The organism is Ignavibacteriota bacterium, from assembly GCA_016713565.1.
GTDB lineage: Bacteria > Bacteroidota > Ignavibacteria > Ignavibacteriales > Melioribacteraceae.
In genome coordinates, this window is sequence record JADJOX010000007.1 from 1,148,116 (window position 1) to 1,166,330 (window position 18,215).

At 29.5% G+C, this 18,215-nt stretch carries 17 protein-coding genes and 1 pseudogene; 12 read left to right on the plus strand and 6 right to left on the minus strand.

The window, feature by feature from the left end; all coding sequences use genetic code 11:
- Positions 1 to 110 precede the first annotated feature (110 nt).
- The 5 genes from IPK06_12410 to IPK06_12430 are packed head-to-tail and all read left to right on the plus strand — an operon-like array spanning position 111 to position 5,897.
- A complete protein-coding gene (locus tag IPK06_12410) occupies positions 111 to 2,153 on the plus strand; it encodes a hypothetical protein (GenBank protein ID MBK7980774.1) in 2,043 nt (680 codons plus the stop codon).
- Positions 2,150 to 2,584 carry a YfhO family protein gene (locus tag IPK06_12415; GenBank protein ID MBK7980775.1) on the plus strand — a complete coding sequence of 145 codons (435 nt, stop codon included), beginning with the start codon at positions 2,150 to 2,152 and terminating at the stop codon, positions 2,582 to 2,584. Before IPK06_12410 ends, IPK06_12415 begins: the two co-directional genes overlap by 4 nt.
- Positions 2,585 to 2,621: 37 nt before the next feature.
- The gene (locus IPK06_12420; protein ID MBK7980776.1) at positions 2,622 to 3,818 is read left to right on the plus strand and encodes a glycosyltransferase family 4 protein; all 1,197 of its coding nucleotides are present in this window, start codon (positions 2,622 to 2,624) and stop codon (positions 3,816 to 3,818) included.
- Positions 3,819 to 3,828: 10 nt separating this feature from the next.
- A complete protein-coding gene (locus IPK06_12425) occupies positions 3,829 to 4,608 on the plus strand; it encodes a class I SAM-dependent methyltransferase (GenBank protein MBK7980777.1) in 780 nt (259 codons plus the stop codon).
- Positions 4,608 to 5,897, plus strand: coding sequence for an oligosaccharide flippase family protein (locus tag IPK06_12430; GenBank protein ID MBK7980778.1), 1,290 nt, complete (start codon positions 4,608 to 4,610; stop codon positions 5,895 to 5,897). Before IPK06_12425 ends, IPK06_12430 begins: the two co-directional genes overlap by 1 nt.
- A 212-nt stretch (positions 5,898 to 6,109) precedes the next feature.
- Here the strand turns inward: IPK06_12430 and IPK06_12435 are convergent, their stop codons facing one another.
- Positions 6,110 to 7,978: a T9SS type A sorting domain-containing protein gene (locus IPK06_12435; protein ID MBK7980779.1), complete on the minus strand. Its 1,869-nt coding sequence runs from the start codon at positions 7,976 to 7,978 to the stop codon at positions 6,110 to 6,112.
- 186 nt (positions 7,979 to 8,164) lie between these two features.
- On the opposite strand from IPK06_12435, the gene IPK06_12440 reads away from it, so the two are divergent.
- Positions 8,165 to 8,365, plus strand: coding sequence for a hypothetical protein (locus tag IPK06_12440; GenBank protein MBK7980780.1), 201 nt, complete (start codon positions 8,165 to 8,167; stop codon positions 8,363 to 8,365).
- A gap of 84 nt (positions 8,366 to 8,449) precedes the next feature.
- Here the strand turns inward: IPK06_12440 and prfA are convergent, their stop codons facing one another.
- From prfA to IPK06_12460, 4 genes are all read right to left on the minus strand, one after another.
- Positions 8,450 to 9,517 (minus strand): peptide chain release factor 1, encoded by a 1,068-nt coding sequence (gene prfA, locus IPK06_12445; GenBank protein ID MBK7980781.1) that lies wholly within the window; start codon positions 9,515 to 9,517, stop codon positions 8,450 to 8,452.
- A 65-nt stretch (positions 9,518 to 9,582) separates the two neighbouring features.
- Entirely contained in the window at positions 9,583 to 10,917 is a 1,335-nt protein-coding gene (locus tag IPK06_12450) for a hypothetical protein (GenBank protein ID MBK7980782.1), read from the minus strand.
- Between the two features lie 14 nt (positions 10,918 to 10,931).
- A complete protein-coding gene (miaA, locus tag IPK06_12455) occupies positions 10,932 to 11,840 on the minus strand; it encodes a tRNA (adenosine(37)-N6)-dimethylallyltransferase MiaA (protein MBK7980783.1) in 909 nt (302 codons plus the stop codon).
- 9 nt (positions 11,841 to 11,849) lie between these two features.
- Complete coding sequence (locus IPK06_12460; protein MBK7980784.1) at positions 11,850 to 13,715, minus strand: GAF domain-containing protein; 1,866 nt, start codon at positions 13,713 to 13,715, stop codon at positions 11,850 to 11,852.
- Between the two features lie 26 nt (positions 13,716 to 13,741).
- Here IPK06_12460 and IPK06_12465 point away from each other — a divergent pair, with 26 nt between their 5' ends.
- The 4 genes and pseudogenes from IPK06_12465 (at position 13,742) to IPK06_12480 (ending at position 15,618) form a co-directional block, all read left to right on the plus strand.
- Complete coding sequence (locus tag IPK06_12465) at positions 13,742 to 14,359, plus strand: DNA-3-methyladenine glycosylase 2 family protein (protein MBK7980785.1); 618 nt, start codon at positions 13,742 to 13,744, stop codon at positions 14,357 to 14,359.
- 9 nt (positions 14,360 to 14,368) lie between these two features.
- Positions 14,369 to 14,949: pseudogene (locus IPK06_12470) on the plus strand (sigma-70 family RNA polymerase sigma factor).
- The gene (locus IPK06_12475) at positions 14,946 to 15,191 is read left to right on the plus strand and encodes a hypothetical protein (protein MBK7980786.1); all 246 of its coding nucleotides are present in this window, start codon (positions 14,946 to 14,948) and stop codon (positions 15,189 to 15,191) included. The pseudogene IPK06_12470 and the gene IPK06_12475 overlap by 4 nt, the downstream one beginning before the upstream one ends.
- Positions 15,184 to 15,618: an OsmC family protein gene (locus IPK06_12480; protein ID MBK7980787.1), complete on the plus strand. Its 435-nt coding sequence runs from the start codon at positions 15,184 to 15,186 to the stop codon at positions 15,616 to 15,618. The genes IPK06_12475 and IPK06_12480 overlap by 8 nt, the downstream gene beginning before the upstream one ends.
- A gap of 80 nt (positions 15,619 to 15,698) precedes the next feature.
- On the opposite strand, the gene IPK06_12485 is transcribed toward IPK06_12480, so the two are convergent.
- Positions 15,699 to 16,256 carry a peroxidase-related enzyme gene (locus IPK06_12485; GenBank protein MBK7980788.1) on the minus strand — a complete coding sequence of 186 codons (558 nt, stop codon included), beginning with the start codon at positions 16,254 to 16,256 and terminating at the stop codon, positions 15,699 to 15,701.
- 133 nt (positions 16,257 to 16,389) lie between these two features.
- On the opposite strand from IPK06_12485, the gene dgt reads away from it, so the two are divergent.
- On the plus strand, positions 16,390 to 17,673 hold the full coding sequence (gene dgt / locus IPK06_12490; GenBank protein MBK7980789.1) for a dNTP triphosphohydrolase: 1,284 nt from the start codon (positions 16,390 to 16,392) through the stop codon (positions 17,671 to 17,673).
- A 68-nt stretch (positions 17,674 to 17,741) separates the two neighbouring features.
- Positions 17,742 to 18,215: a YHS domain protein gene (locus IPK06_12495; GenBank protein MBK7980790.1), complete on the plus strand. Its 474-nt coding sequence runs from the start codon at positions 17,742 to 17,744 to the stop codon at positions 18,213 to 18,215.

Sequence of the window (18,215 nt, forward strand, 5' to 3'; positions counted from 1 at the left end):
AACCTTGTTTCATATTAGGTGAAGTTATAAATCAAAAAAATTGATTATATGTAAATAAATCTAATACATATTTCTATATCAAAAATTTATAAATAAAAATTTAAGAAATTATGACAAAGAAAATCAAAAAAATAGAATCTGATAAAATAAGTACAAATTACTTAGAAACTGTTCCTAAAAAGTACAGAGATTTAATTGCGGCAATTTTAATATTAATTCCGCTGTTATATTTCTTTTTACCTTTTGCCGCAAAAAACGTTCAACCTACGGGAACAGACGTTTTGGCAAATTTAGGTCAAACTCACAATTGGGTTCAGTGGAATGAAAAAACCGGAGAAACTGCATTATGGAATCCCGCAATATTTGGCGGAGATCCGCTTTATAATAGACTTACACCTGTTTTAATTCATATTGATTCTCTTTTATCTTTTCTCGGAACATTATTTTACTGGGGATTTTGGTACATCTTTGCAGGTGGTTTGGGTATATATTATTTATTAAAATATAAAAAAATTCCTTGGTACTTGGCAGCTATTGCGGCAGTTGCTTTTGTTTTATTACCAGATTGGCAAGCTCAGATTGGCGAAGGACATAATTCTAAATTAAGAGCTTTAATGATTCTCCCTTGGTTTATACTTTCTTTCTCTTATTTTTTCGAAAATAAAACTTGGCTCAGTACCGGAATATTTGCATTAATTTTTTCATGGCTTGTTCGTACACATCATTTTCAAATTATTTTTTATGCAATTCTTGTTTTGTTCTTTTTGTTTGTTTATCCAACAATATTATTATTCGTAAAAAAGGAATTTAAACAAGCAGGAGATTTAATATTAAAATTTGGAATTGCTTTGGCTCTAACTTTACTAACTACGGCGCAGCCATTATTTACTACAAATGAATACGCGAAATACACAATCAGAGGCGGAAACCCCGTACAAATTGGTGAAGACGCAAAAACAGCTAAAGAGGCAAGCGGCGTTGATTTGGAATACGCCACCGGCTGGTCCTTCTCTCCAAATGAATTATTTGATTTCTTTCTTCCTCATTTTTCTGGTGGAATTTCTGCGGAACTATATAACGGCGATAAATATCCTCAGTTAAAGGGAAGACAAATTCCTGCATATTGGGGACAAAAACCATTCAGCGGTAATTACGCTACAATGGGAATGATTCTTTTTCTTTTCGCGGTTATTGGAGTTATTTATAATAGAAAAGATAAATTTGTAATTGGTCTAGCTGCATTTGCGGTTTTTTCCATTTTGCTTTCTTTCGGTAAACATTTCGAAAGTTTATACAGTTTGTTCTTTTATTATGTACCGTATTTTTCAAAATTCCGCGCTCCTGCAATGATCCTAAATGTCACTTTTCCCGTAATTTTAATTCTTTCAGGTTACGGATTAAAAGCCGTTATTGAAAATAATACACAAAAGGATAAACAAATATTCTTTATTACTTTTTTTATTGGATTAACCTCAATACTAATAATACTTTTCACTTATTCATCCTATGAATTTACAACTTTAAATGAAGCCGGACAATACGACGCAAATACCATAAGTCTTCTTAAAGAAATTCGAATGGAACTTTTATCAAATGACTTACAGAATTTAATAATCATTTTAATTTTGGCAATTGGGATAATTACAGCATTCATTTATAAAAAAATTAACACAACTGTTTTTGTTTTATTGATATTCGTGATTTCTTCCTTCGAACTATTTACAATCTCTAAAAAAGCTTACTCAATAATTCCTCTTAACAATCTGGAACAAATGGAAAAATCGGAATTTAAGTCTTCATCAATTACGCAAGTTTTACAGAATGCCGATAAATCAATGAGGGCAATTGTTTTAGGTAGAGATTTTACAAGCAATCACTACGCTTATTTTTATAATTTGATAAGCGGTTACAGCGCAATTAAACTGCAAATAATTCAGGACGTTATCGCACATAATCTCTATGCCGCTCAATCACAAGATAAAATAAATTGGAATATTATTAATATGATGAACGGGAAATATATAATTGTTCCCGCACAATTAAATTATCCTTTCTTAACCGTTGCGGCTCAAGATAATGAACGAAAAGAAATTATGTACAATAATAGTAATGCCTTACCAAAAGCTTGGTTTGTAAATGAAGTAAAAAAATGAACTCACCGGAAAGCATTGTTTTGTTTATGAACACTAATGAATTCAAGCCGGATTCTATAGCATTGATACTAAACACCGAGAAATTGGAAAACGCAAATTTTAACGGGAAAGGTGAAATAAAGACAGTAGAACAAAATCCAAATTTTATTGAACTTGAATCAAATACTGATACTGAACAGTTTATGGTGTTATCCGAAATTTATTATCCAAAAGGTTGGAAAGCCTTGGTTGACGGGAACGAAACAGAAATATATCAGACAAATCATATTTTAAGAGGTATTCAAGTTCCGGCAGGTAAACATAAAATTACTTTTGAATTTAGACCGCAAACTTACTTTACAAGTCTAACATTTTTGTGGATTGGGAATATTTTAATTTTAGGTTTAATATTGGTCCCGGCATTTTTTTATTATAAAAAAAATTCAAAGTGAATTATTTTTTGGATTTAATAAAGACTGCATTGAATTTATGAACATAGGAATGCTATTAGATAAAGAATTTTACGGCGATTTGAGAGTCGAGAATGAAGTGCAGGCTTTATCTAATTCTGGATTTAATGTATATTTATTCTGCTTTTCATTCGCCAATAATTCAAGCATTGATGACTATTTTGGCGCTAAAATAATTCATATTCCCGTTTCAAAAAAGGTCATTTATAAACTTCGCGGTTTAACAAATACAATTTTAAATCTTTATCCTTATTATCTAAAATCACTAATAGAGAAATTTATAATAGAATATAAAATTGACGTTTTGCATATTCATGATTTATATTTATTTGAAACCGGTTTAATTTTAAGAAAAAAATATCCGAGATTAATTCTTGTCGGCGATCTGCATGAAAATTATGTTGAAGGATTAAAGCATTATAAATTTGCGAACACTTTCCCCGGAAAATTTTTAATATCTATCAATAAATGGGAAAAGAAAGAAATTGAATGGTGCAATAATTTTGATTATTTAATTACGGTAATAGAAGAAGCGGTTGAAAGATATACTTCATTAGGAATTCCCAAAGAAAAATTATATGTCGTTTCCAATTATGTAAATCTAAATACATTTAAAGTCGATACATTTGACGAAGCGATTTTATCAAAATTCAAAGAATTTAAAACTCTTATTTATGTAGGCGGATTTGATATTCACAGAGGTTTGGAAAGTGTAATTGATTCTGTAACTTTTATAATAAAAAAAATAAATGAGTTTAAACTTATACTTGTCGGAGAAGGAGCTAACATTAATTCATTAAAAGCTCAAGCAGAAAGTCTAGGAATTGAAAATTACATTTCATTCGAAGGATGGCAGCATCATTTAAAACTTCCTTCATATATTAAAGCCGCGGATGTTTGTTTAATTCCGCACTTAAAAACACAACACACTGATAATACAATACCGCACAAATTATTTCAATATATGTTTTTAAAAAAGCCAATCATTTCCAGCAACTGTAATCCGATTGTCAGAATACTGAAAGAATCCAATGCCGGAATTATTTACAAATCCGCTGATTCAAAAGATTTGGCTGAAAAAGTCATTTCATTATTTAGTACGGAAAGTTTAATTGACTGTTACGGCAATAATGGATATAAAGCAGTTGCAGAAAAGTATAATTGGGAAGAAACAAGTAAAAATCTTATAAATCTTTATAATCATCTTTATAATTGAATAATGACTAATGGATAATAAAAAGTATTACGAGAATTTTAATTGGGAAACGGCTCATCTTTCTACAAGGCTAAAGGAAAAAATAAATAAGATTATTGACGCAATTCCAAATGATGTTAATTCAATTTTAGACGTTGGCTGTGGTGATGGAACAATATCAGAATCACTAAATATTAAATTTAATGTTATTGCATCTGACAGAAGTATAAATGCTGTTAAACAAGTAAAAACAAAAAAATTAGCAAATTCTGCCGATTTAATTGCACTAAAAAGTAATTCTGTTGATCTTGTTTTCAGCAGTGAAATGATTGAACATTTACCTGATAAGATTTTCGCTTCAGCTATTAAGGAATTTAAAAGAGTTAGTAGAAAATATGTTTTTCTTACTTTCCCCAATAACGAAAACATTGAAAAGCAATTTACTCAATGTTCTCAATGTGATTTTATTTTTAATAAATCTTATCATTTAAGAAGCTTAAATTCAAAAAATATTAAATATCATTTCCCGGAATATAATATTATTAAAGAATTTACGACTGGAATAGATATTAGACAATACAACAAATTTTTAAGCAGAATTAAGCATAAGTTTTCACCTTCAACTTCGTGGATTCCAAACTACTGGACAAAAGGTGATAATGCGCTCAGAGAAACAATGTGTCCGAACTGCGGATATTCATTTATAATTCCGTATAAGTTTAATTTGCTAGCGTCAATTTGCGATGGATTAAATATTTTAATATCAAGAAAAATTCCTTATCAATTATGTATTTTACTTGAGAAAAAATAATGTTTGCCGAATTAAAAAAGACTTTACGTCAAACCGCAATTTACAGTTTAGGAAATTTAACTTCTAAAGTAATAGGATTTATTCTTCTTCCGCTTTATACAGATTATCTATCTGTTTCCGAATATGGAATTTTTGCAATACTTGAAGCCACTTCACAAATTTTAATCGGTATATTCGGATTTAATTTCACAACATCAATGATGCGCTGGTGCGTATCTGAAAAATCTGCTGATGGTCAAAAAAAAATAATTTCATCTACTTTTTTCGCAACATTTATAATTGCAGTTATTTTCAGTCTAATTACAATTCCATTTAAAACAGAATTATCTGAACTAATTTTATCTACACCAAAATTTGAAAATTATATTACCATACTTCTTTTATCCGTTTCATTCGGCATATTAAGCAATGTTCCTCTAGAAGTAATCAGATTTAGAGAAAAACCGAGTTTCTATGTTTTCTTAAATATTTCAAAATTCGTGGTTATTGTATTATTAAATGTTTATTTCATCGTTTACGCAAAATTAGGCGTTGAAGGAATTATATTAAGTCAGTTAATTGGATTTATATATTTAATTATTGCTTCCTTTCCGTTTATGTTAAAAAATATGAATTTTTCTTTTAGCGCAAAAGTTATAGGCGAAATGTTTAGGTTTGGTTTTCCGCTTGTTTTTTCAACATCGGCACTGTTAGCTTTATCATTGGGTGATAGATATATTATTAAATATTTTATGGATGAAGCCAGCGTTGGAGTTTACTCACTGGGAAATAAAATTGCTAGCGTAATTAATGTATTTATTCTGCAATCTTTTCAAGTTGGTTATTTACCGTTAGCTTACAAAAAAATAAATGATGAAAATGCTCCGAGATATTTTTCCAAAGTTACAACTTATCTTGTATTTATATTAATGATTTCCGCGCTTTCGCTTTCAATTTTCGGCAGAGAAATTGTAAAAACTTTCAGCTTAAAAACCGAGTATTGGGATGCTTACAATGTAATCCCGTACATAAGTTTAGCTTTTGTTTTCAGAGGAATGCAATATGTATTTTCTTTACCTTTTCATTTTGTAAAAAAGACGAGCTATATTGCGTACGTCGTTGTTGCCGCGGCAGTATTAAATATTGCGTTTAACATTATTTATATTTCCAAATACGGTTATATTGCGGCTGGTGTTGTTATGCTGGCATCTTATATTTTTATGACAATTGTTTACTACTTTAGCGCAAAGAAACATTTTTTTATTCCATTTGAAATTACCAAACTATTTAAAATGCTTTTGTCGGAATAATACTCTACTACATTTCACTGCTTGTGGATAATGCTCATGTTTTATTAAGATTGCCGGTTAAAGTTATTTTATTCCTTCTTTTTCCTTTCATTTTATATTACATGAATTTTTATGAAAAAGTTGAATTGGAAAGAATAAAAGGCGCCTATTTAAAATGGAAAAATCCATCCCGCTGGAAAGAGAATTTCAAAAAAATGAAATTGCTTTAATCTCTATTTTATAAGCAGCATCTTTTTTGTTTGGGAATAATCTCCGACTTGTAAACGATAAAAGTATGTGCCGCTTGCTAAATTTGAAGCATTAAAGCTAACTTTATATTCTCCTGAAGTTTGAATTTCATTTACTAAAACTGCAACTTCATTTCCAAGAATATCAAATATTAAAAGTTTTACGTTATGCGCTTCGCTTTTTTCATTTCCAGGAATTGAATATTTTATTGTGGTAGCAGGATTAAACGGATTGGGATAATTTTGATATAATGTAAAATTATCCGGAACTTTGTTTTGTTCAATTCTGGTAATTGGCTCAACATAAATTAATCTGAAAGCGTCAGCAATAGCTAATCCGGTAGAATTACCATTTACTTTGATCGATAGGGTTCCTTCATTATTAAGTTCAACAGTTGTTAAATAATTCCATTGCCCGCCGTTTAGCTTCTGTGTTTTTGTAATTTCATAATTGTTAGAGCTCGCGGTAATTTCAAATTTTGTTTCATAGGAATTTGCTTCACTTGTTGCCCACCACGCAGATACGTCATATTTTCCGCTCGGTAAATTTTCGGTTGTGTAATTTGCGCTTGAGCTTTCATCTAAAACAAAAAAATTGTCACCGTAAAATTCATTTGTGATATCATAACTTTCGTAAGTTCCATTAACTTCTGCAGCGTCATTATCTGTAATAAAATGTTTGGGATGTGATATTTCCAAATATTCCGCAATTGCGTAAACTGTTCTTCTGCCCAATTCAAATAAATTTTTGTTGGTGACTTCAATCAATGTATCAGCGGAATTTTTAAAATAATTATCGTATGGAGTTTCATATGTCAACGCCATAATTTGATCACCATAATTATTCCAAAGCCATCCTTCTGGAAACAATGATTGCAAATTTGAAAAACTATAATCTCCTTTTGTAAAATAATTATTGTCGGAAACATTCAAATTACAAAATTGAAATTCTTTTCTATTAAATAATATTGACGTAGAATTTGAAGAATGTATCCAAAATGTACAGTAAGATGCTGCTTGCGAGTGTAAATTTAAAAATACTGAAAATGGTTTTTCATCATTTAGCTGTTTCATTCTCGCGCGTAAAATTTTAACTTCATCACAAGTGGCAATATCCGAATCATTCCAATTTTCTTCTAAATTTATTCCGCCAAAATTTACTCGCGATCTTCCGTAAAAAACTCCATCGGGATTTGTAAATGGTATTAAGTGGAATTCTAGTTTTTGCAGATAAAAATTAATTACTTCGTTATTATTTAACAGCTCTTGAACAATGCCGTCAAAATGCCAAGAACTTGGTGTTTCACTTGGATGAGTTCTTGCGTGTATCCAAATTATTTGTTTTTCTTCATGCGGAATTGTGTTATCCGTAATTATCATTTCTTGAATTGGTAATCCTTTTGGAGAAAATCCCAAGGTATCTAAAGTTACAAATTGATTTTTTTTCCATTCGTTTAATCTGCGTTGAAGATATGAATAATTATAAGGCGTATAATAAGCGAAGTAAACCGTATCTTGATCAAATTTTTTTATAAAAACACCGGAACCAAAAGTTTCTTGATCATTAAATCTTTCAAAATTTACGTTATCATAAGAATACATTGCTTTGGTAACGTCTGTATTTATGAACCTTAAACTTATTTGCTTATCCTTAACATTTTTCATTCTAAAATAAAACCAACGTGTACTTCCGCCGTCAATTCCTTCGTCGGCTTTTGTCGTAATATAAAAATTTATGTTATCAGATGACTGAATTGAAGCTAAATTTCCGCTTTCGAAATCCGAATCATACGTTATTTGTGAAAAGTTATTGATAGTAAATAATATCATTAAAAGAAAAGTAAATTTTGCCAAAATTTGATCCACGGTTTTTGTTTTTTGTGATCTAATATAAGTAAATCAAATGATCAATAAAATAATTTTCGCAGGTTTCTCAAATTGACATATTTTTTTGAATCAATCGGTAAATTGTTTGAGTCAGATCACAATTCCCGCTGAATGTTTTTTACTTATTTGAATTAAATATTTTTAGGGGAAGAAATGGATAGCACAACACAAAATCAAACAAATGAAATTTACACCGAAACAATTGGCGAAAATAATTTATCAAAAAATTTAAAAATTTATTTATTAAATCCGCTCTCAATGGGTTTGGTTGGATTTGCAGCTTTTTTTTGGATTGATAATATTCACAAATTTATTCAGTTATATATTTGGATTGTCAGATACCTTTTCACTTGAAATAAATGATGTTATTTTGTCTTTAACCGGATTTGTATTTGCTGCCGGAGCAAAATTCTTAGAATTCTTTTCGAAAGATGAAAATTAAGCTTTTAGCTTTTCGGTTCTATCCGCAATTTTCATTTTTTCAATAAGTTCGAAAAGTTCTCCTTCCATAATTGACGATAGATCATAGAGTGTTAATCCAATTCTATGATCTGTAACTCTATTCTGAGGATAATTATAAGTTCTAATCTTTTCGCTTCTATCACCTTTTTTTACAACAGATTTTCGCTGAGCTGAAATCTCATCGGTTTGTTCTTGAAGCTTTAAGTCAAATAATCTGGTTTTTAAAACTTTTAACGCTTTTTGTCTATTTTTTAATTGTGATCTTTCATCTTGGCATTGAACCACAATTCCTGTTGGAATATGCGTCATTCTAATTGCGGTTTCAACTTTGTTTACATTTTGTCCGCCGGCGCCTCCGGATCTGTAAACATCAATCTTTACATCATTCATATCAAGATCAATTTCAACATCTTCAGCTTCAGGCATAACAACAACCGAAGCTGCGGAAGTATGTACTCTTCCACTTCCTTCCGTAAGCGGAACTCTCTGAACGCGGTGAACCCCGCTTTCAAATTTCATATCACCGTAAATATCAGTTCCCGAAAGACTGAAAACCACTTCTTTAATTCCGTTCATCGTCGATTCGTTTAAATCAATTATTTCAATCTTCCAGCCTTTTAATTCGGCAAAACGTGAATACATTCTAAAAAGATCATTTGCAAAAATTCCCGCTTCGTCACCTCCGGTTCCGGCTCTGACTTCAACAATTACGTTTTTTGTATCATTTGGATCTTTGGGAATTAAAAGTAATTTTATTTCTTCTTCCAGCTCTTCTTTTTTTATCTCTAAATCTTCAAGTTCGTTTTCGGCTATTTCTATAATCTCGCTTTCGTCGGACGATTCAATTAATTCTTTATTTCCTTCAATATCTTTCAACAATTTGGAATATCTATCATAAGCGTCAACAATTTCGGTCAGTTCGCTTCTTTTTTTGCTTAATTCAATAACTTTCTGCTGATTTGACAATACTTCAGGATTCATCAAATCTTTATCTATTTCATCAAATTTTTCTTTTATTTGCTTTAATTTTACTAAATAATCCATCTAGAATGCCTTAAAATTGAGCGGTAAATATACCAAAGAAAGATGTTAAAAACTACGAATCTTTGTTAAGTAAGTTCTCTAAGCCGTGTTAAAAATCCCATTTGTTTTTCAAAATCAAAATTAATATTTGATGAAAATTCAATTGTTTTTGATCCTGATAAACTGAATAACTCATTTACCGATTCAAACATTTTTTCATTTGGATAAGCGGAATCTCTCAAGTGATGAATAAGTTTTAATGTTCTAAATCCATCCATCCAATTTTTTATATTTTGAGATAATTGCTTTTCCGAACTTGAATTTTGAAGAATATTCTGCCAATTATTTATAAAATTTTGCGAAATTAAAAAGTTATACAATTCATGATGAATTGATTTTGATTTTAACAACATGTCAAATGTAATTTCTTCAATCAATTTTTTATCTTTTCCAACATTTTTACAAATATTTTTGCTTTCGTTTAAAATTTCATTCCACTTTTTTAAAATAAAGAAAGACCTTGTGGAATAAACAAAATATTCATTCACTTGATTTTCCAAAAACCGTTTTATTCTTGGTCCGGTTCCAAACGGAACTCTCCACGAGACTCTCGATGAAGGAAAAACTTTTGCATTTTCAATTTTTTTAACATCCGAAATTTTTCCGGCTTTCTGAAGAAAATAAAAGTCCTCACCGCCCTTTCTTTTATTCATTCCTCCAACTTTAACGTAAATTTCCGGATCAACCGCAAAAGCAGAACCAATTGTATGAAACGCAAATGCTGAGTTTGCGTATTTCAAACCAAGGATATAATGTCGTAAAAAGATTTCGTAATTTATAATACCTAAATTTTGAATTGTATTTTCGGACAACTGATGTTCGAAATTAATTACCGCGGTATTAATTTTTTCATTGATAAAAGATTTTTGTATTTCCTGAATATAATTTTGTGTTATGAGACAATCAGCGTCTAAAGAAATAATAATTTTTTGTGTTTTAATTTGATAATCAAATAAAGTAAGTGCGGAATCCATTCCTATTTTTCTTGCTAACCCAGCACCGGCATCTTTTTCCGGCGGCTCGTTTCCTTCGGTTGAACAATCAATAAATCCGAATTTTAAGTTTTCATTAGATTTATTTATTAACTTATTAAGGTATTGAATTGAATGAAAATTATTTGTTTTTATTTCATTACTATCGTTTTTTTTATTATTAATAACAAAAAGTGCCAGTGTCTTATTAATTTTATCTAAATTATTTAATAGAATTGAATCGGTGAGTTTAATTATATTTTCAAATTCAGAAATAGCCGGTATTACAATAATGTTTGAGAATTTTTCATTTTCATTTCTTTGAACGACTTTCCATTTAGGAAGATCGAATTTGGTGAGGTATTTATCAATATTTTTATAATAAGACATTATAGCTTATATTATCATTTTATGAACTCGGAAATTAAACTTTGCGCCTTTATTAAATCAGTGGAATTCATCCAATTTATGATTATACCTTCTTTCTCCATTTTTCTAAACCACGTCATTTGACGCTTGGAAAATTGAATGATCGCGCTCGCTAATTTTTGGTACATATCGTTATAGTTCAGTTCACCTGTTAAATACTGACTAACAAATTTATATTCTAAGCCAAAAAATCTAAGCTTATCATGTGAAATTCCAATACTAAGAAGATTTTGCACTTCTTCTATCATACCGGATTTAAGTCTTAATTTTAATCTTTCTCTGATCATTTTCTTATGAATTTCGCGATCTTCAAAAATTCCAATAATTAAAAACTCAATATTTTCATCCGGAGTTTCACTTTGTTCATTCGATTCCGCGATTAAAATTGCTTTTATTATTCTGTTTTTATCTTTTAAATCTGTTGAATTATGAAGTTTTGGATTGGTGTCCAATAGAATTTCAACTAATTTTTCATTAGAATAATTATTTAGGACCTTAGATCTTTCAGAATTGAAATCAACTTTTGTAATAGAATATTTTTGAATAACCGAACTAAGATATAATCCGGTACCGCCGACTAAAATCGGTAATTTTTTATCTTCGCAAATATCTTTTAATGATTGATAAAATAAATTCTGAAAAAGATATAAATTAAATTCACATTCGGGTTTTACAACGTCAATTAAATGATGTTTAATAGTGGAGTTCTGAAATTTGTAATCGCTTAAGTCCTTGCCGGTGCCTATATCCATTCCGATATAAACTTGGCGTGAATCTGCGGAAATAATTTCCCCGCTGAACTTGTAAGCTAAATCAACGGCAAATTTGGTTTTACCAACAGCAGTTGGACCAAGAATTACAATTACTTTTTTAGATTTGTTCACATAACAAAATTAGTGAATTGGAAGACTAATAATTACATTAGTACCAACATTTTTCTCACTTTTTATTGTAATGCTTCCATCGTGGTCTTCAATTATTTTTTGACTGATAGAAAGACCTAATCCTGAATTATTAATTTTATTTTTCGTCCAAAGTGGTTCAAAAACATGTTTTAGGTCAATGTTACTAATACCAATTCCATGATCTTCGAAGTTAATTTCAATTCTATCTTCATTTTTTTCGGTAGTAACAAAAATATTTCCGCCTTCAGGTAAAGCTTCGCATGCATTTTTTATAATATTGAAATAACTTTGATAAAATTCCTTTTTATCGATATATACATTTACATCTTCGCCTAATCCATATTCAACTTTGCAATTTTTTGTTCTCACGAAATTATGTATTTCTATTGCGAATTCTTGCAAAGTATCATTAAGACTAATAGGCTGGCGTCTTAAAATTGTTGTTCCTTCTGTGTAATCTGCGGCAGCAACAACTTGACTCGCAACTTGATTTAACTGTTCAAGCATTAGATTTACTACTTGTTTAACATCTATCGGCAAATCTTTTTTATTTAGATGTTCCGCATAACGTTTACTTACAAGTATCGGTTTTTTCAGATCGTAGGCAATAAAGTTACCCATTTTACCAAGCGATTTATTTCTTTCTGTCTTTACTAATTGCTCGACCAATGCGGCATTCTCTAATGCAAAAGCAACATTTAATGAGATTGCGTTTAAGAACATTTTTTCTTGATCTGTAAATTGACCCTTTAAACTATTAAGTAGTTGCAGTACACCAACAATTTTTTCCTGTTTATCTTTAATTGGAAAAACAAGCATATTTTTCGTATTGTATCCAGTTATTTTATCAAATGAACCGTCGAATCTATCGTCAATTTTTACATCATTAATATTTAAAATCTCTCCGGTTTGTGCACAATATCCAGCTAGACCTTCACCTATTTTTAATCTTATTTCTTCAATTTCGTGTGCTACCAAAACCTTCGACCAAATTTCATTTTTTTCAGAATCGACCAAATATAAAGTTCCTCGATCGGCATTTGTCAAGTTAATAGCAACATCAACAATGTTTTTAAGAACATCGTCTTGTTTAACGTTCGCGTTAACAAGCTGCAGAGCTTTCACAATCATTTCAAATTGATCAGCCGTCATAAATTCTTTTTCAGTTTTTATGTCTAAAGTGTCCATTGGTCTCTCTTTTCTTTGGGAATTTTCATTTAACTTAAAACTTTTATTATTATTATCGGAAGTTTCTTTGTGATTTATACCACTTTCCTCATCTTTTTTATCAATTTGAGAAAGATTGTCAATTATTATTTTTTCTTGTTTATCAATTGATTTAATTATTTCATCAATATTATATTGATTAACAAAATCTTCCAACAATTCGGATTCTTCGTCAAATTCATCATCAAAATTGTTTTCAATTAACGGGCTAAATTTCGGACTGTATTCAATATCAAGTTCATTATCTTCAATATTTGACGCAATTTTTTCATCTTGTTTAATCAAATAATCAATTTCTTCTTTGGACAATTCGATTAAATAAGTATCTGTAAGTGAAACTGAAGTTGAACATCTATTAACATTTTTAAATAATTCTTTTGCTCCGAAAAATTCATTATCGGCATAAACAATAGAATTTGATTTTGATTTTTTGTCTTTTTTAAGAAGATTAATTTCACCGTTTACAATTAGAAAAACAGAATTTGCTTTATCTCCTTCTCTATACAAAACCTCACCGCCGTTTATTGTATGGAGTTTTCCGGTAATTTTTTCTAAGTTCAATCTGGAAATATCTGCATTTTTAAGTAAATTATTATTTTGTAAAGCTGATATTGATACTTTATCCATTTTAAACCCATTTTTAACTATTTGATATGAATGAAATTAATGAATATAATTGTGCTGTCAAGCACTTTTTGGCAAAAGATGTTTCAATTTATAACCTAATGAAAAAACATAAGCCAATTTATCTTAAAAAAAGACGAAATTATTTTGTTCAACTTTGCAATTCTATTGTTGGTCAACAGCTTTCTGTAAAATCTGCAAGCGCGATTAGAGGAAGGTTTTTAAATTATTATAATAATCTTCCAACTCCCGAATTGGTAAATGAAACTGATTTTGCGGTTTTACGTTCACTTGGTTTGTCCAATGCGAAAGCAAAATATGTTAAAGATTTAGCAAAGCAAATTATTGACAAAAATATTTCTCTGAAAAATATTGGCGCTAAATCAGATGAAGAAATTATTGATACTTTAACAAAGGTAAAAGGTATTGGGCCTTGGACAACACACATGTTTTTAATGTTTGTACTCGGAAGAAAAAATATTTTACCAACAGGTGATCTTGGCATAAAAAAAGCAATTATGTTAAATTATAACCTTAAAAATTTACCTACTGGTGAAGATATTTCTAAATTATCTAAAAAGAATAATTGGAATCCTTATAATACTTATGCGTGCATGTATTTATGGAAATCAATAGATGGAGAATGAATCTTTTTTATGATCGATACATCAAATAACGTTACGGAAGAACAATTAATTGAAAAAGCAATTAAAGGCGATAAAAATTCACTTTCTCAATTAGTTAAAAATCATGAACAAACGGTTTACAATTTTGCGTTTAAAATTTGCAGAAACAAAGAACGTGCTGAAAATACAATGCAGGAAACCTTTTTGAGCATGATTAAATCTTTAAATCAGTTTTCAGGTAATTCTAAATTATCTACATGGCTTTATACAATTGTCAGCAATCATTGTTTAATGCTTGCAAGGTCTCAAAAAAAATATGATTATGTTAATCTGGAAAATGAAGAAGGATTAATTGAAGATAAAAATATTGCGGATTGGAAATTTTCTCCAGAAAAATTACTGAAAATATTGAGTTAAAAAAATTGCTGGATGATGCGGTTGAAAAACTTCCTCCGGAATACAGAATTGTATTTATGTTAAGAGATGTAGAAGGTTTATCGACAAGTGAAACGAGTGAAATAGTAAATTTATCAGTTCCGGCAATAAAATCCAGATTACATAGAGCCAGAGCATTTTTAAGAAATGAATTAAATAAGACTTTACATATATGAAAAATCAAAATGTTTCCTGCAAAGAAGTAATGAACCACATTTGCGACAGTTTAGGTGAAGATTTAAATTCTCCAAAATGTATAAATATTAAAGTTCATTTGGAAAATTGCCCAAGCTGCCAAAAATATTTTGATTCTGTTGAATCAACAATCAGTTTTTATAAAAAATACAATGTTGAACTTGATAGCGAAGGGCATAACAGATTATTATCAGTATTAGGATTAAAGGAAAACAATGAATAACTCACACTATTATGAAACAACTGTTACTTGGACAGAAGGAAGAAAAGGAATTTTAAGCGAACCGACTTTACACAATATTGAAGTCGCAACTCCGCCGGAATTTCCCAAAGGTGTTCCAAATATTTGGTCACCCGAACATTTGTTTGTAGCTTCGGTAAATATTTGTTTGATGACAACATTTCTCGCAATTGCGGAAAACTCTAAGTTAGAATTTTCCAGTTTTAAATGTAATGCCAAAGGAAAATTAGATAAAGTAGAAAACGGATATATGATCACCGAAATTGAATTATATCCTGAAGTCACCGTAAATTCAGAAAAAGACAAAGAAAGAGCTGAACGAATTGTTCAAAAAGCTGAGCAGCATTGTTTAATTTCAAATTCGATAAAATCCGAAATTAAACTTTTTCCCAATGTTACTTTTATGTAAAAAAAATATTTGATTATTTATTTTGATACAACCTCCGAGGTTTTTAAAACTTTGGAGGTTTCGTTTCCTATTTCATTAAATTAATATTTATATCCTTTTGCTTCTTCTTCCGAAGTTTCAACTCCTAAACCGTTCGCTATCCTAGAAACAAAATTAAAGTAGCTTACAATCAAATTTACGTTTAAAATATCTTCATCGCTTAAATCATGAATTCTTAAATTCTGAACGTCATATTCGTTTACCAAACCGGGAGTTACGGTCAATTTTTCCGCATAATTTAATATGGCGTGAACTCTAATAGGAAATTCAATTGATTTATAATCGCTGATCAGCATATTAATTTTTGATTCGTCATCCCAAAAATTTTTTAATGCTTCGGCATGATGATGAATACAATAACTGCAATTATTTATTGAGGAAACAACAACGGCAATCAACTCTTTTTCTTCTTTTGAAATATTTGATTCACTATAAATAATTGATAAGTATAAATCCAGATGATGTTTCATTGAATCCACATCAATACTATGTATTTTCATTACATTAGAAATTTTACCCCTTGTATTTAAAATTTCATCATAAACTTGCTTTAGTTTACCCGTTGCTTCATTTTCATTAATTTGTTTTATCCAAGCCATTTTTAAAATTCCTATAAATTCACTTAATTATGCAAAAAATAATTATTATGCTAAATGCAAATTAAGTTTTAACAATATTTTATACAACAAGTTTATTTTATAAATTTAAAAACACTAATAAAATATTAGATCGATGAAAAACAACTTTTATACAGAATTTGACTTTGAGAGAATAAAATCAAGTGATCGTCAAGATTACCGGTCACCGTTTCAAATCGATAGAGACAGAATTATACATTCCTCGGAATTCAGAAGACTTCAAGGGAAAACTCAGGTTTTTCTTCCAGGAGAATATGATTATTACAGAACACGATTGACTCATTCAATTGAGGTCGCTCAAATTGGAAGATCCTTATGTAATTATCTTGTAAATTCTCAAAGAAATATTTTGACGGAAAATTTTTACTTGGATTCCGATTTGGTTGAATCAGCCTGCTTGACTCACGATTTGGGCCATCCGCCATTCGGTCATGCCGGAGAAAGAACTTTGCACAAGCTAATGAAAAATTACGGCGGTTTTGAAGGTAACGCTCAAACACTGCGACTCATTACAGAAATTTTTTATAAAAATGAAAATGAAAGACGCGGTATGAATCCCACGCGCGCTTTTTTAGACAGCATTCTAAAATACAAAAGTCTTTACGGCGATTTGCAAAATCCTGAGAATCATTTTATTTATGATTATCAAGTAGATTATATAAATTTCACGTTCGATACAAAATCTCAAAATCTTAATTATAATCTAAATTTAAATCCCGGTGATGAATTAAATTCTATAAGAAGTATTGAATGCCAAATTATGGATTGGGCGGATGATACGGCTTATGCAATAAATGATTTGGTTGATAGTATTTCAGGCGGATTTATAAATATTTACAAATTGCATCATTGGAAAGAAAATCATCAATCTGCCTTATCAGAAAATCAAAATAAATTTATTGATGAAATTATTCATTGGATAAAAAATGACAGATACAAACAAAAATTTGGATCACAGATAGGTGATTTTATTCGTGCCTGCCAATTGGAAGAATCAAATTCCTTCTTATCAAAACTGACGAACCGTTATAAATATAATTTGAAAATTGATACTGAATTCAAAGAAAAAGTTAATCTTTATAAAAAGATTGCCGCTGATTTAGTATTTAAATCGGCTCAAATTCATCAAATGGAATTTAAGGGCGATAAAATGCTTACAAGTATTTTCAAAGCCCTTGAAGATAATTATATTATTTCATTAAAAAGTATGCGTCTTTTACCGGATTTTACGGATAATTTAATTAGAAACGAAAAAGAACCAAATATACGAGCGAGATTGGTTTGCGATTATTTATCAGGAATGACTGATTCTTTTGCAATAAGAAATTTTAAACGGTTATTTGACTCGGATTATAGTTCAATAAATGATATTATTTAATTTTTAATTTGACAAAGAATAAAATATCCATCTTTATTATCGATAATATTTTAAAAATAGATTGAACTATGATAAGCAAATTATTTAAACTTTTGTTTTATATAATATTCTTCGTCGCTATAATTGCGGTGTTCGCTAGGTATTTATTTTCTATATCTTACCTTCCCGTAAAAATTCATTCCAAATATTATAAATCTTCAAATCTTGCCATAGAAGGATACGATATGGTACAGTACTTTAAAGAAAATGATTTCAAAAAAGGTAATGACATGTTTTATGTTAATTGGAATGATTATAATTGGCTGTTTAAATCTTCTACAAATTCCAATTTATTTAAAGCACATCCGTTAAATTATGCGCCTCAGTTCGGAGGATACTGCAGCTATATGATCACAAAAAATATTGCTTATCCTTGCGATCCTAAAGTATTTTATATTTATAAAAGAAAGCTTTATTTATTTTCAAGTGAATCCAAAAAAGACGCTTTTATTGCCGATATCGATAATCAAATTGAAAAAGCATCTTTAAATTGGAATAAATAA